Annotated in this window: 9 protein-coding genes; 4 read left to right on the plus strand and 5 right to left on the minus strand. The window is 68.3% G+C overall.

The features are described from left to right. The first annotated feature begins 1 nt into the window (after position 1). Entirely contained in the window at positions 2-1,258 is a 1,257-nt protein-coding gene (locus AC1RUS_RS11470; protein WP_492916103.1) for a pectate lyase family protein, read from the plus strand. Positions 1,259-1,266: 8 nt separating this feature from the next. On the opposite strand, the gene AC1RUS_RS11475 is transcribed toward AC1RUS_RS11470, so the two are convergent. Both AC1RUS_RS11475 and uidA read right to left on the minus strand, forming a co-directional pair. Continuing rightward, positions 1,267-2,016 carry a class I SAM-dependent methyltransferase gene (locus AC1RUS_RS11475; RefSeq protein ID WP_492916105.1) on the minus strand — a complete coding sequence of 250 codons (750 nt, stop codon included), beginning with the start codon at positions 2,014-2,016 and terminating at the stop codon, positions 1,267-1,269. Positions 2,017-2,083: 67 nt separating this feature from the next. Then, positions 2,084-4,018: a beta-glucuronidase gene (gene uidA, locus AC1RUS_RS11480; protein WP_492916107.1), complete on the minus strand. Its 1,935-nt coding sequence runs from the start codon at positions 4,016-4,018 to the stop codon at positions 2,084-2,086. A 199-nt stretch (positions 4,019-4,217) separates the two neighbouring features. Between uidA and AC1RUS_RS11485 the strand changes: the two genes are divergently transcribed. Then, complete coding sequence (locus AC1RUS_RS11485) at positions 4,218-4,805, plus strand: helix-turn-helix domain-containing protein (RefSeq protein ID WP_492916109.1); 588 nt, start codon at positions 4,218-4,220, stop codon at positions 4,803-4,805. On the opposite strand, the gene AC1RUS_RS11490 is transcribed toward AC1RUS_RS11485, so the two are convergent. Both AC1RUS_RS11490 and AC1RUS_RS11495 read right to left on the minus strand, forming a co-directional pair. Continuing rightward, positions 4,806-5,528: a DUF6250 domain-containing protein gene (locus tag AC1RUS_RS11490; protein ID WP_492916111.1), complete on the minus strand. Its 723-nt coding sequence runs from the start codon at positions 5,526-5,528 to the stop codon at positions 4,806-4,808. A 2-nt stretch (positions 5,529-5,530) separates the two neighbouring features. After that, a complete protein-coding gene (locus AC1RUS_RS11495) occupies positions 5,531-8,203 on the minus strand; it encodes an exo-rhamnogalacturonan lyase family protein (RefSeq protein ID WP_492916113.1) in 2,673 nt (890 codons plus the stop codon). A gap of 280 nt (positions 8,204-8,483) precedes the next feature. Between AC1RUS_RS11495 and AC1RUS_RS11500 the strand changes: the two genes are divergently transcribed. Both AC1RUS_RS11500 and AC1RUS_RS11505 read left to right on the plus strand, forming a co-directional pair. After that, on the plus strand, positions 8,484-10,409 hold the full coding sequence (locus AC1RUS_RS11500; protein WP_492916115.1) for an ATP-binding protein: 1,926 nt from the start codon (positions 8,484-8,486) through the stop codon (positions 10,407-10,409). Between the two features lie 90 nt (positions 10,410-10,499). Further along, positions 10,500-12,239: a hypothetical protein gene (locus AC1RUS_RS11505; protein ID WP_492916117.1), complete on the plus strand. Its 1,740-nt coding sequence runs from the start codon at positions 10,500-10,502 to the stop codon at positions 12,237-12,239. A 122-nt stretch (positions 12,240-12,361) separates the two neighbouring features. Here the strand turns inward: AC1RUS_RS11505 and AC1RUS_RS11510 are convergent, their stop codons facing one another. Next, complete coding sequence (locus AC1RUS_RS11510) at positions 12,362-13,462, minus strand: protein-glutamate methylesterase/protein-glutamine glutaminase (protein ID WP_492916119.1); 1,101 nt, start codon at positions 13,460-13,462, stop codon at positions 12,362-12,364. Positions 13,463-13,466: the final 4 nt, after the last annotated feature.

Genomic DNA, 13,466 nt, shown 5'->3' on the forward strand with positions numbered 1-13,466 from the left:
CATGCGGGATGACCTTTTCGCGCGCCGCGCGGCGATCGCCCGTCGCCAGCTGTTGGCCGGACTGGCCGTAGCGACGGCGGCGCCGAACCTGGCGCTGGCCGCGCCGGACGTGTTCAAGCCGCAGGGCTGGGCGTCGGCCAACGGCGGCAGCGGCGGAAAGGTGCTACGCGTCACCAGCCTGGCCGGCGACGGACCAGGCTCGTTCCGCGACGCCGTGGCCACGCCCGGTCCGCGCACCATCGTCTTCGACGTCGGCGGCGTGATCGATCTCAAGCGCCACAACATCGCGATCAAGGAGCCCTTCCTGACCGTCCTGGGCGAGACTGCCCCCTCGCCGGGGATCACCTTCATTCGCGGTGGTCTGTCGATCAGCACCCATGACGTGATCCTGCGGCACCTGCGCGTGCGAGCCGGTCGCGACGGCGCGCCCGCCCGCAGCGGCTGGGAAGTGGACGGCATCTCCAGCTCCGGCGCGGCCGACCTGACCGTCGACCACTGCTCGATCAGCTGGGCGACCGACGAGAACCTGTCGGCCTCGGGACCGCGCTTCGACGGCGGGCCCGGCGTGGAAGCTTGGCGAAGCAAGACCTCGCGCCGAGTGACCTTCAGCAACAACTTCGTCGCCGAAGGCCTGTCCCACGCCAGCCACGTCAAGGGCGAGCACTCCAAGGGCAGCCTGATCCACGACAACGCCACCGAGGTGCTGATCGTCGGCAACTTCTACGCCCACAATCTGGAGCGCAATCAGCTGTTCAAGGGCGGCGTCCAGGCCGTGTCGGTGAACAACTTCGTCTACGACCCCGGCACGCGGGCGATGCACTACGCCCTCAACGCCGGCGAATGGGTCGGCCATCCCTGGCAGGTCGGACAGCTGGCCCTGGTGGGCAATGTCGTGCGCGGCGGCGCCTCGACCGAGCCACGCCTGCCGTTCCTCATCGTCGAGGGCGAGGGCGACCTCGATCTCTATGCCCGGGACAACCACCACACCTATGCCGACGGCCGACCGATGGAGGCCCTGCGCATCCTGCCCACCACGCCCCTTCCTAAGGTCGTCGCCCTGGACAAGGCCCCACTGTGGCCCAAGGGCCTCAAGGTTCTGCCCTGGAACAAGGTCGAGGCCAGCGTGCTGGCCAACGCCGGCGCCCGCCCCTGGGACCGCGACGCCACCGACCTGCGCCTGATCCGCGAGGCCCGCGAAGGAACCGGCCGCGTCATCGACGACGAAGCCGAGGTCGGCGGCTATCCGCCGGTGGGGTGACCGAGCCCCTATTTGGGCTTGCGGAACTTCAGGACGAACTTGTCGGTGTGGCCGGCCACCGAGCCCTCACGGACGGGAAGGTCGCCGGCGTCGGCAGGGTTCTTCAGGAGGTCGGACTCGGCTTCCAGCTTGAAGCCGGCGGCGAGGATCTCGCGCTTGGCGGTGGCCACCTCGATGCGATGCAAGGTCGAGGTGACATCGGCGGGCGAGCCGACCTTGGCGTTGTGGTCCTCGACGAAGAACACGCCGCCCGGCTTCAGCGCCGCGAACACCGCCTTGTTGAAGGCGGCGATGTCGGCGGTCGGACCATTGTGCAGGTCGTGATAGTTCTCCGAGGTCCAGACCACGTCCAGCGGCTCGGGCACGGCCAGCTTGGTCATGTCGACCGAGATCACCGTGACGTTGGGATTGGCCGCCGCCACGGCGTTGATGGCGTCCAGACCGCCCGGACGCGCGGCGGCGCCCAGGGTGGTGACGGCGTAGACCTTGCCCTTCTCGCCGACGGTCTTGGCGAAGATGCGGGTGTAGTAGCCGCCGCCCGGCAGCAGGTCGGCCACCTTGTCGCCCGGCTTTATACCGGCGAAGGCCACGACATCGGCGGGCTTGCGATTGACGTCGCGCGCCTTGTCGGCGTCGGGTCGCGAAGCGTCGGCGACGGCGGCCGCCACGGCGGGCGAAATCTTCTGGGCGGCCGAGGCGGCGGAAGCCACCGCGGCGACGGCGAAGGCGGCGATCAGGACGGGGGCGGCGCGGCGCATGCTGGAGTCCTTGCGGGTGACGACGCGCGCACCTTCACAGCTTTTCCGACCGTGGCAAGGCCCGCCGCTACAGCGGCGCGGGCTTGCTCCACAGCGCCTTGGCGCGATGCGCCGCCAGCTTGGGCCGGCGGTCGCGGGTGAAGAAGCCCTTATGGTTCAGCGCCCCCACCCGCATGATGCTTTGCGAGGTGCGAAAATCGGCGAAGGCCCAGGGGTGCGCGCCGAAGATGAACGGGAAGGTCTCCAGCACCCGGATGTACATCTCGATCATGTCGGCCTGGTATTCCTCGGTCCACATCTCGGGCGGATGCGAGTGCATGCCGGCCACGGCGTCGGCGCCGAACTCGGTGAACATGATCGGCTTACCGGGATGGCGCGCGCGCAACTTGGCGATGTCCTTCTTCAGCGCCTCCTCGGCCAGGTCCAGCTGGCCCGACAGGGCGTACCAGCCCTGGTAGGAATTGACGCAGACCACGTCGCCCAAGGCCTGCCAGTCGGACGAGCCGCCCTGGACGCTGACGATGGTCACCGGCCGCGTGCCGTCCAGCTGGCGGGTCAGGTCGAACAGCGGCGTGAAGAACTTCAGGCCCGTCTCGTTGCCGCCCGGCGGCTCCGGATCGACCGTGTGGAAGGGCTTCACCAGCGGCTCGTTGGCCAGCGACCACATGATCACGCAGGGATGGTTCTTGTCGCGGCGAACGAGGTCGACGATGTCCTGCTTCAACTGGTTGAAACGGGCTTGCTGGATCTCGGGCGGGTCCATGAACACCAGGCTGACGGCCGGGGTCTCGTCGATGACCAGCAGGCCGTACTCGTCAGCCAGCATCATCGCCTCCTCGCTGTAGGGATAGTGCGAGGTGCGGAAGCTGTTTCCGCCGATCCACTTCAAAAGCTCGAAATCGCGGATGATCGAGGGCACGTCCAGGCCCCGGCCATGAACCGGGAAGTCCTCGTGCTTGCCGAAACCGCGCAGGAAGATCGGCTTACCGTTCAGCAGCAGATTGTCACCCTTGGCCTCGATCGTCCGTATACCGATCTTCAAGATGTATTCGTCGGATTCCGCGCCGTTCTCGAGGCGGATTTTCAGGGTGTAGAGGTGCGGGTCATTCGGGCCCCAAAGGCGCGGCGACTTCAGAGTCACCACCGTCGAGCCCTTGCCGGCGGACAGGGAGACCGTCGCCTTTTCCGAGCGCTTGTCGTCGGAGATCGTCACCGTGGCCTTGCCGGACCAGGGCGCGCTGGCTTCCAGGTCGATCGAGATCTTGCCGTCCAGCGTGGTCTTCACCGTCACGTCGTGCAGGTGGACGTCGGGTGTGGTGAACAGCAGCACCGGCCGGTGGATGCCGGCATAGGGGAAGAAGTCGTAGGCCGTCTGCGGGAAGTGGGCGGTGTGCAGGCGGACCTTCGACGTGTCCGGGGCGGCGGGCACCCGGTCCAAGCGGATCTTATTCTCGACCAGCACGGTCAGGACGTTGTCGCCGTCCAGGTTCACCGCGTCGGTGACGTCCAGGGCGAACGGCAGGTGGCCGCCGACATGGCCGCCGACGGCCTTGCCGTTCAACCAGACCTTGGCGGTGTAGTTCACCGAGCCGAAGCGCAGATGGATGCGCTGGCCGGCCCAGGCCTTGTCGACGCGGAAGTCGGTCTCGTACCAGGCCGAGCCGACATAGTTGCGCACGTCGTCGAAGATGTCGTTCCAGCTGCTGGGCACCGGGATCAGGCGGAAGTCCGTCAGGCCCCTCTGCCAGGCCTCGGCCTCGCCCACGTCCTTGGGATCGGTCTTGAAGCGCCAGGTGGCGGACAGACTCTTGGTCGAGCGGGTGGCGCTTTCGTGGGGATAGAGCAGGCTGGGAGCCCCAGGCCGCGGCGCGGGCCTGGCGACACGGGCCTCGGCCTGGCCGGCCGCCGCGGCGGCGCCCGCAAGGGCCATGCCGGCGGCGCCGACCGCGCCGCGTCGGGTGACCGTGCCGCGTTGAGCTTGCGTGCGCGCGTCGTCCGCCATCGTTTCCTCCTTCGACTTGTTCTTCGGCCGCCTGACCGTCGTCGATAGAGCGGAAGCGTAACAAGTGGCCTGTCCAACAACAAGCCGTCGCGCAAAGTGGCTTGGCCAATTTTGCCTTGAGCTGGAGAGCCGGAAGCCGGGCTCCGATCATGACCGGGAATCAACTGGCGCGGGCGGGCGAAGGCTGGAACATGGAGGCATGATTCTCAGCGTCGAAACCGAGCCCCAGAAGAAGCGCCGCCCGCCGATCGGCCAGCGCATCAAGTCGCGTCGCAAGGCCCTGCACCTGACGCTGCAGGAGCTGGCCGATCGCTCTGGCCTGTCCAAGCCGTTCCTGTCCCAGGCCGAGCGCGACCTGACCACGCCGTCGCTGATGTCGATGTTGCGACTGGCCAAGGCCCTGAACGTCGAGGTCGCCTATTTCATGGAGATCCCGCAGGCCAAGGACGTGGTGCGCCGCGCCGACGCGCCCCAGGCCATCGTGGTCGACTCGCCGGTGGCCTATTTCGACCTCGCCTCCAGCCTGCCCGACCGCAAGCTGGACATCGTGCTGATGCGCATCCCGCCGGGCCACGCCTTCCCGGTCGACACCCGCAACGGCGAGCACTTTCGCTATGTGCTGGAGGGCGAACTGCACGCCCAGGCCGGCGACATCCATACGGTGCTGAAGGCCGGCGACAGCATGCACTTCGACGCCCGCGCGCCGCACACGGTGGAGAACCGCACCGACCACGAGGCGGTGCTGCTCTATGTCGGCACGCCCAGCGTCCTGCAGCGCGGCGAGTAGCTAGCGCGGCTTCAGGGCGAAGACGCCGAAGTCGCGGATGCGCAGGTGACCGCGGGTGGTGCGCAGGGCGAACCACCCCCGGTCGTAGGGCGCGGCGTCGCGGTATTCGAACACCTTGCGGTCGTCGCGCCAGTACTGGATCAGCCCACCGAACGCGATCAGCCGCACCGTCTGCCAGGCGTTGGGGACCAGCAGATCCTCGGGCCCCTTTCGGTCGTTCTCCGGCAGCAGCGGTCGATCGCCGTCGCGGCCGACATAGCGCCGAAAACGGGTGGTGGTGTTGGCGTTGCCGCCTTGGCCCACATAGTAGGTCTGCAGTTGATCGTAGTCGGCGAAGGCTCCGCTGCGCGGCCGAGCGATCAGGTCGGTTGGACTGCGCGGGTCCGTGGCCATCCAGAAGGCGTTCAGATCGCTGACCCGGTCGTTGGGCCCGCCGGCCGACACCGCCTGGGCCTGGTAGCGGATCATCACCGGCCCGATCAGCTCGCGCCGGAACCAGACCGAAAGCCCCTCGGGCGTATCCAGCTCCAGCACGCCGTTGGCGGCCTCGACTCGGGCGGGTTTTTCGGCCTCGACCAGCCAACGATCGAGTCCTCGCCGAAAATCGTCCGAATAGAGACGTTTTCCGATCTTCCACGGCTCGACGGAGTCCGCCACGGCTCGATCCACGCCGACAAGAGCGCTCGCCGTCGCCAGAGCCAGGGTCTGACGGCGCGACAGCATGGCTAGGTCCAGGCCGCCGGCAGCGGGTGGGGGATGGCTTCGCCAGCCAGGTCGAGCACTTCGATCATGTTCAGCGACCATTGCGAGGAATGGTTGGTCGAAACGCCCGGCAGCTCCTCGATCGGGGCAAGAACCGCCGGTCCGCCGACCTGGACGGTGGCCAGGGACAGGCTGCTCGATCCGTCCTTCTCGACCAGGAACTCGCTCCAGGCGCGCCGGGCCAGGCCCGGATCGCCGGTCATCTTCGCGGCATAGGCGGTCAGGCGCGCGTGCCAGACGGGATAGCCGAACACCCGGTCCTTGGCGGTCGGTCCCAGGGCGGCCATGCGCGCGGCCTGGGGCGCGTTGTAAAAGGCGCAGAAGCGGACCCAGGCCTTGGTCCAGGCCGGATGGTCGATCAGCGTCGCCAGCTCGAACACGAACTCGGCCCCGCCCATGATCGTCACCAGGTGATAGCTGGAATTGAACGCGCCGCCGATGTCGGTGAGGGTCGCCGTCGCCGGGTCGTAGCCGAAGCCTGGCCCCGAGAACATGCCTTGCGGCGAGGCCGAGATCGCGTCCAGGCCCTTGACGATCTTGTCGCGCCAGCGCGTGTCGCCGGTGCGCTCCCACTGGGTCATCCAGTTGCTGGCGAAGGCGAACCAGTCGGGACCGCTGCGGGCGTGGGTAGGCTGGTCGGGCTTCTTGAGGATCTTGCGCAGCGGGTCGACGGCGACCAGGGCGTGATCGGCGTCGACCATCGAGGCCATGATGTCGCCGGTCCGGGCGTCGGCGGTCAGATAGTAGTAGTGGCGGCGCAGCAGGGCCTGACTGATCCGCGCCTCCTTGGCTCCATCGCCCCAGTGGCTGACATTGTGCCGCGAGCCCAGACCCTTGAATGGGCCCAGGTGATAGGTGTCGACCTCGCTGGTGTGGCGGGTCATGGCCTCGGCCAGGCGGAACAGGTCGGCGCGGCCCGAGCGCAGATAGGCGCTCCAGAACCACAGGTCGGGCACCAGCTCACTATTGGCCCAGGCGTAGCCGCCGACATCGTAGCGCCAGGCGTGACGGTCGTCGTCATAGGTGTGCATGACGTCGCCGTGGTCCCAAAAGCCGTACCAGCGGCGCTGCTCGACCTCCTTCAGATAGAGGGCCAACAGCTTGTCGTGGGCGTCTTCCAGCCTGGCCTTCGACGGGTCGGTGCGGTCGGGGAGGCTCCACGCCCCGAAGAGATTGCAGGCCTTGTAGCGCTGGGGCGCGCAGACCAGCAGCGGCGGGGCGCGGGTCGCCTCGGCCATCTGGGCCAGCACCGCGCGGGCCGGGGTCGAGGGCGTGAACCACAGCGAGATCTCGCTGGTGCGGGCGACGCCCAGCGGCGTGCTGTGGCCCTCCTCGACGTCCTCGTACTGGATCTCCAGGCCATGGGCCTTGTCGCTGTAATGGCGCAGGTCCATCGGCTGGGCGCGCGGCGACCATAGCCACAGGGTCACCGTGGCCAGATCGGTGGTCGCGCCGTTGATCTCCAGCTCGGTCGGGTGGCGCTGCCAGAAATCGCGCAGACCGAAGGCGACGCCGCCGGACGGGCCGCCCAGATAGCCCAGGCCGCTGGACCGTCCGCCCTGCCCCGCCAGCAGCCACGAACTGCCCTCGCCGGTGCGCTTGCGGACGTCGAAATGGTCGGCGTCGCCCTGGAACAGCGAGAAGTCGTTCCAGGCCGGCACGGTGAGCAACTGGGCGCGGGTCTTGGCGTCCATCTCGGCCAGGCTGGGAACCGGCTTGCCGTCCAGCTGGTCGGCGAAGCGCTTGGCCAGGGCGAATTTCGCAGGCTGCCAGCCCGGCAGGTTACGCACCGCCTCGCCCCACAGACCGTCTTCGGCCCCTGAGAAGCGGACATGGCGGTTGTGCAGCTCGTCCGTCAGTGGCGCGTCGAACCGCACGCCCAGGCCGGAGATGAAGTCGGTCCTGGCGTCGCCGTCGAAGGTGAAGGTGTGGGCCAGGGTGACGCCGCCGCCGGCCGCGACCGCGATCCGCACGCTGAACGGCAGCCACTCGCGCCCCGCCGGGCCGCGATGCACGCCATCCAGCCGCACCACCGCCCGCACGGGCCCGGACTGCTCGACGGTCGCCGAGGCGATCTGGCTTTCGAAGCGATCGGTGCGCTGGACGTCGGCCTGGGAACGGTCCTGCCGCAGGCAGACGAGGCGGCCGTTGCGCAGGGCCTCTCGGCCGCCGCGCGTCACCGACGGGATCAACGTCGAACCCTTGCGCGCGACGCGCACGACCAGCTCGCCAGTGGTGATGGCGATCTCGTCGGCCGTCGAGTTCACGCTTACCGGCGTCGAAGGCTTGCCCGGCTTACCCGGCTCCACGCGCAGTGTCTCGGCGGTCAGCGGCCCGGCGACGGCATGGCCCGTCCACTTCAGCGAGCCGTCCGGCCAGTAGGCCAGGGGCCAGGTCTGCAAGGGAACGTCGACGCCGCCCGCCGACGCCTTGAGGGCGGCCGAAGGCTTCAGCGCGCCGCGCGGCCAGGGCGCGCCCCAGACGGTCGCGCCGTCCACTCGGCGAGGCGCGCCGCCCAGCCATTGCAGATCGACGCCCGACACGGCTTGCGGCTTGGACGTCGCCGGCGAGGCGGCCACGGCGGCGCCCAGGCCGACCGCGCCTTGCATCAGGTTGCGGCGGGACATGCGGGTCATCGGCGTTCTCCCGTCCTGGCCGTCCGTGTTTCCGGACGATCCAGGGATATGCGGGCGCTCTCCAGCGGGCCCACCGTCGCGGAAGTCCTAACAGCGCCAAGGCGACCTCGCAACGGCGTTTCACATTTCGACATACAGTCCCATTTTACGGGAATTTGACTCGCCCGTCACGACGCACCGGCCACTTAAGAGTCTTTTCAATCAAGCGTGAGCTTATGTCGCGGCGGGTCCGCTCATCGAAGACATCGCAGCAGCGTTGTCCAGAAAGGGCTCCCGAGCAGTGAACGGCAAAACCTCCGGCGATCAGGGCGGCTACGGCGCGCTCGATATCCTGGACGCCAGCCAAGACTGCGCGTGGATCCTGCGGTTGGACGGCTCCATCGAGCACGTGAACCAGCGCGCCCAGGCCATGTTCCCCGCCGAGTCCGTCGACCTGACGAACTGGCGCGGCATCTGGCCCGAGGAAAGCCGCTTCTCGCTCGACCGCTCGTTTACATTGGCGCTGACGGGTCAGCTGGCCCGCTTCCGCGCTTTCCTGGGCGTGGCCCAGCACAGCCGGGCCTATTGCGACACCACCATTTCGCCGATCCGCGACCGCGAGGGTGCGGTGATCCGGCTGCTGGCCACCGCCCGCGACGTCACCCAGGAGGTCGAGACCCAGGGCTTCCTGAAGACCGTCATCCAGCTGCTGCCCTCGCCGCTGACGGTCAAGAACGTCGAGGACGGCCGCTACGTCCTCATCAACCGCGCGGCGGAAGACGCCCTTGGCCTGATCGCCGAGGAGGCGATCGGCAAGACCGTCGGCGAGGTCATGGACGCCACGATGGCCAGCCGCCTGGTCCAGAGCGAGGCCCGCGTGCTGCGCACCGGCGAGATGCATGTTTCCGAGGAGAAGATCGGGATCGGCGACGACGACGCCCCGCGTTATTTCCTGACCAAGACCCTGGCCACCTATGACGACGTTGGCGCGCGCCACCTGATCACCCTGGGTGAGGACGTCACCGCTCGAAAATCCGCCGCCGCCTCGCTGCGCGTGGCCTTGGAGCAGGCCGAACAGGCCAGCCAGGCCAAGACCGCCTTCCTGGCCAATATGAGCCACGAGATCCGCACGCCGCTGAACGGCATCGTCGCGGGCGCTGACCTGCTGGCCAAGGGCGAGCTGACGCTGCGGGCGCGCGAACTGGTCGACATCATCCAGAACTCCGGCCGCAGCCTGGAACGTCTGCTGTCGGACATCCTTGATTTGGTGCGCATCGAGGCCGGCCAGGTCGTGGTCGAGAACGGTCCGTTCCCGCTGGGCGACATGACCCGTTCGGTCGCCGCCCTCTGCGCCCTGCGCGCCGAGGAAAAGGGCGTGGTCGTCGAGACCCACATCGCGCCGGCGGCCGACGTGACCGTCATCGGCGACGGCGCACGGCTGCGCCAGGTGCTGACCAACCTGCTCAGCAACGCCGTAAAGTTCACCGACCAGGGCCATGTTACGCTGGACGTCACGCTGTCGCCCGACGGCTCCGCGCGGTTCTCGGTCACCGACACCGGCATCGGCTTCGACGCCGCCACCAAGGCCCGCATCTTCGACCGCTTCCAGCAGGCCGACGTGTCATTCACCCGCCGGTTCGGCGGCACGGGCCTGGGCCTGTCGATCTCGCGCGATCTGGTCGAACTGATGGGCGGAAGCCTGTCGTGCGACAGCGTTCCGGGCAAGGGATCGACCTTCTGGTTCACCCTGCCCCTGGCCTCGCATCACCAGACGCCTGACGCGCCCGCCTCGGAAGAACCCGCGCCGCCGACCGCCGGCGTGCCCCGTGTGCTGGTGGCCGACGATCATCCCACCAACCGCAAGATCGTCGAGCTGATGCTGGCCGATTTGGCCGAGATCTTCACGGCCGAAAATGGCCGCGAAGCCGTCGACGTCTACAAAGTGGCCGGCCCCGACCTCGTCCTGATGGACATGCAGATGCCGGTCATGGATGGTCTGGCCGCCGTGCGCCAGATCCGCGCCCTGGAAGCGCGCGACGGCGCCGACCGCGTTCCGATCATCATGCTGACCGCCAATGCGCGGCCCGAGCATGTCGCCGCCAGCCGCGAGGCCGGGGCGGATCTGCACCTGGAAAAGCCGATCACCAGCGCCATGCTGTTCGCCGCCATCGGCAAGGCCTTCGAGGCCGCCCAGGCCGAGCCGGAAAACGTCGCGATCGAAGCCTGATCGTCGCGATCTTTACCCGAACTTCGCACATCCGTCCGATACTGGATCATCTGAAAAACATTCGGCGATTTCATGGGTTTGGCATCATCCTTGGCCGTTTCGGCCACGACGCTCTCGCCGTCCCAGGGGTCGGAGATCGGCGCGCGCCTCGAAGCGGCGCGCCTGGCCGTCGAAGGCCGCTTTCTTGAGGCCGGCGACGTTTTGTCGCGGGCCGTCGAAGGCGTCGGAACCCTGATCGCCTCGCTGGACCGGATGCGCGAGAATCTCGACGCCGAGACGGTGACCAACACCACGGCCGACCTGGCCAAGGCGGCTGAAACCCTGAAGTCCCTGCCCGACAGTCTGGACGCTCGCCGCACCCGCGTCGGCGACCTCGTCAAGGTCGGCGATGGCCTGGGTGCGTGCATCGAGGAGATGCGCCAGCACCTGGCCTATCTCCGGGTCTTCGCGATCAACATCAAGATCACCTCCGGCGGCATCGTCGCGGCCGGTCCCGAATTCGCGATCTTCGCCCAGGAGATCTACGACTGCATCGAGATGGGCCGCGCTCAGCTGGACGCGTTCAACGCCGACCTGATGAGCCTGGACAGCACCCTTCGCGGCGCCCTGGCGCACGAGCATGACCTGGCCCGCAACTGTGTGGCCCTGCTGCCCGCCGTGCCCGACGCCCTGACCGCCAGCGCCTCGGCCATCGCCGGCCATCACGCCAAGATCTCCAGCGTCGCCATCAGCGTCGCGGCCCTGGCGCGCGACGTCCAGAAGAAGGTCGGCGGCGGCCTCGCGGCCCTGCAGATCGGCGACATCACCCGCCAGCGGATCGAACACGTCCAGGCGGGCCTCGGCTATCTCGACGATCTCCAGGGCCAGGGCCTGTCGGACGACCAATACGAACGCGCCTGCGCCTTCATGCATCGGCTGCTGTCGGTTCAGCTGGCGGCGACGGCTGAGGACTTCCACCGCGATGTCTCGCGCATCGGGCTGAACGTCATCGGCATGGCCGCCGACGCTTCGGAGATCCTCCGTCTGCGCGATCTGGCCTTCGGCCAGGCGGACGGCGCCGAGACCAATTTCCTGCGGGGCCTGGAAGGCAACGTCACCCAGGCGCTTGGCCTCGTCGGCAACATGACCGCCGGCGAACAGGCCGCAGAGGATGTCAGCCGCTCGGCCGCCCTGGCCGCTCGCGAACTGACCGACCGCATCGCCGGCATCCAGAACATCCGCGCCGACGTGCAGATGATGGCGCTGAACACCACGCTGAAGTGCAGCCGTATCGGCGAGACCGGCAAGCCGCTGGGCGTCATCGCAGTGGAACTGCGCCAGCACGCGATCCACCTCGAGAAATCGGCCGCCCACACCCTGACCTCGCTGGACGGCCTCTCTTCGGCCGCTGAGGCCCTGGGCCGTCGCGAGACCAACGAGGCCGACGAAGGCAAGGCCGCCGCCGCGGCCACGGTGCTGGGCGGCGCGGTCGCCCGGATTTCGAAAGCCGGTGACGGGGTCGAAAGCGATCTGGCCGCCGTGGCTCGCCAGGGCGCCGACGTGGTCGACATGCTGCGCCGCGCCGCCGACCGCTTCGACTTCCACAAGCAGATCGGCTCGGTCCTCGACCAGGCCGCCGCCGACCTGATGGACCTGTCGGGCGAGTACGAGATCGCGACCGACGACATCGCGCCGGCCCTGCGTCCGATCATGGCCAAGCTGGCCAAGCAGTACACCATGGCCCAAGAACGCGACGTCCACCGCGCCATGACCGAACAACTGGGCGACGACGTCCCGGCACCGGTCGCCGCTGCGGCGCCGGCGGAAGATCCTGACGACGTGCTGTTCTAAAATTAGGCGTCATCCCGGAAGCCTCGCAGAGGCTATCCGGGACAGCGGCGCGCGCTGAGTTTTCGGCGGTCCCGGCTCTCCGCTACGCTGCGGCCGGATAACAGACAGCCTTGGCGACGAACCTACCGGTTGGCCGCCCGCAGCACTTCCATCGTCAGGTTCTGCAGTGGGACGATCCGATCCACGCAGCCCAGCGCGATGGCTTCCTTGGGCATGCCGAACACGACCGAGGTCGCCTCGTCCTGGGCCAGGGTGAAGGCGCCGGCCTGCTTCATCTCGGCCATGCCGCGCGCGCCGTCGTCGCCCATGCCGGTCATGATCACGCTGACGGCGTTGGAGCCGGCCGAGCGCGCGCCCGAGCGGAACAACACGTCCACCGACGGCCGATGGCGCGAGACCAGCGGCCCGTCCTTGACCGACACGTAGTAGCGGGCGCCGGAACGCTCGAGCAAAGTGTGCTTGTTGCCCGGCGCGATCAGCACCCGGCCGCGCCGGACGGTGTCGCCGTCCTCGGCTTCCTTGACCTCGACCGCGCACAGGCTGTCGAGCCGCTTGGCGAACGAGGCGGTGAACTTCTCGGGCATGTGCTGGACGATGACCATGCCCGGCGAGTCCGGCGGCAGGGCCTCGAGCAGCACGCGCAAGGCCTCGGTGCCGCCCGTCGAAGCGCCGACGCAGACGATGGTCTCGGTGGTGCGCGCCATGGCCCGGGTTCCGGTGGGCGGCGGCAGCATGGCGTCGGCGGTAAGCTTCTTTTCCGGCTCGTGCATCGAGCGGGCCAGCTGCGGCGGCGGACGCCTGGCCCCCGCCACCTTGGCGCCGGCGGCGGCCTTCACCGCGTCGCAGATGCGGATCTTGGATTCCAGCAGGTGGTCGGCCACGCCCATCTTGGGCTTCAGGATAATGTCGACCGCCCCGGCCTCCAGCGCCTGCAGCAGGGTCTCGGATCCGACCTCGGTCAGGGACGAGCACATCACCACCGGGATCGGCTTCTGGGCCATCAGCTTGCGCAGGAAGGTGATGCCGTCCATGCGCGGCATCTCGACGTCCAGGGTGATGACGTCGGGGATTTCCTCGGCGATGCGCTTGGCGGCCACGAACGGATCGGACGCGACGCCGATCACCTCGATCTGCGGGTCGGACTCCAGCACCGCTGCGAGAGTCTGACGCACCGTGGCCGAGTCATCAATGATCAGAACACGGATCTTGTTGGCCACGGGCATGGGT

It is taken from the genome of Caulobacter sp. GW821-FHT10F06 (assembly GCF_058809215.1).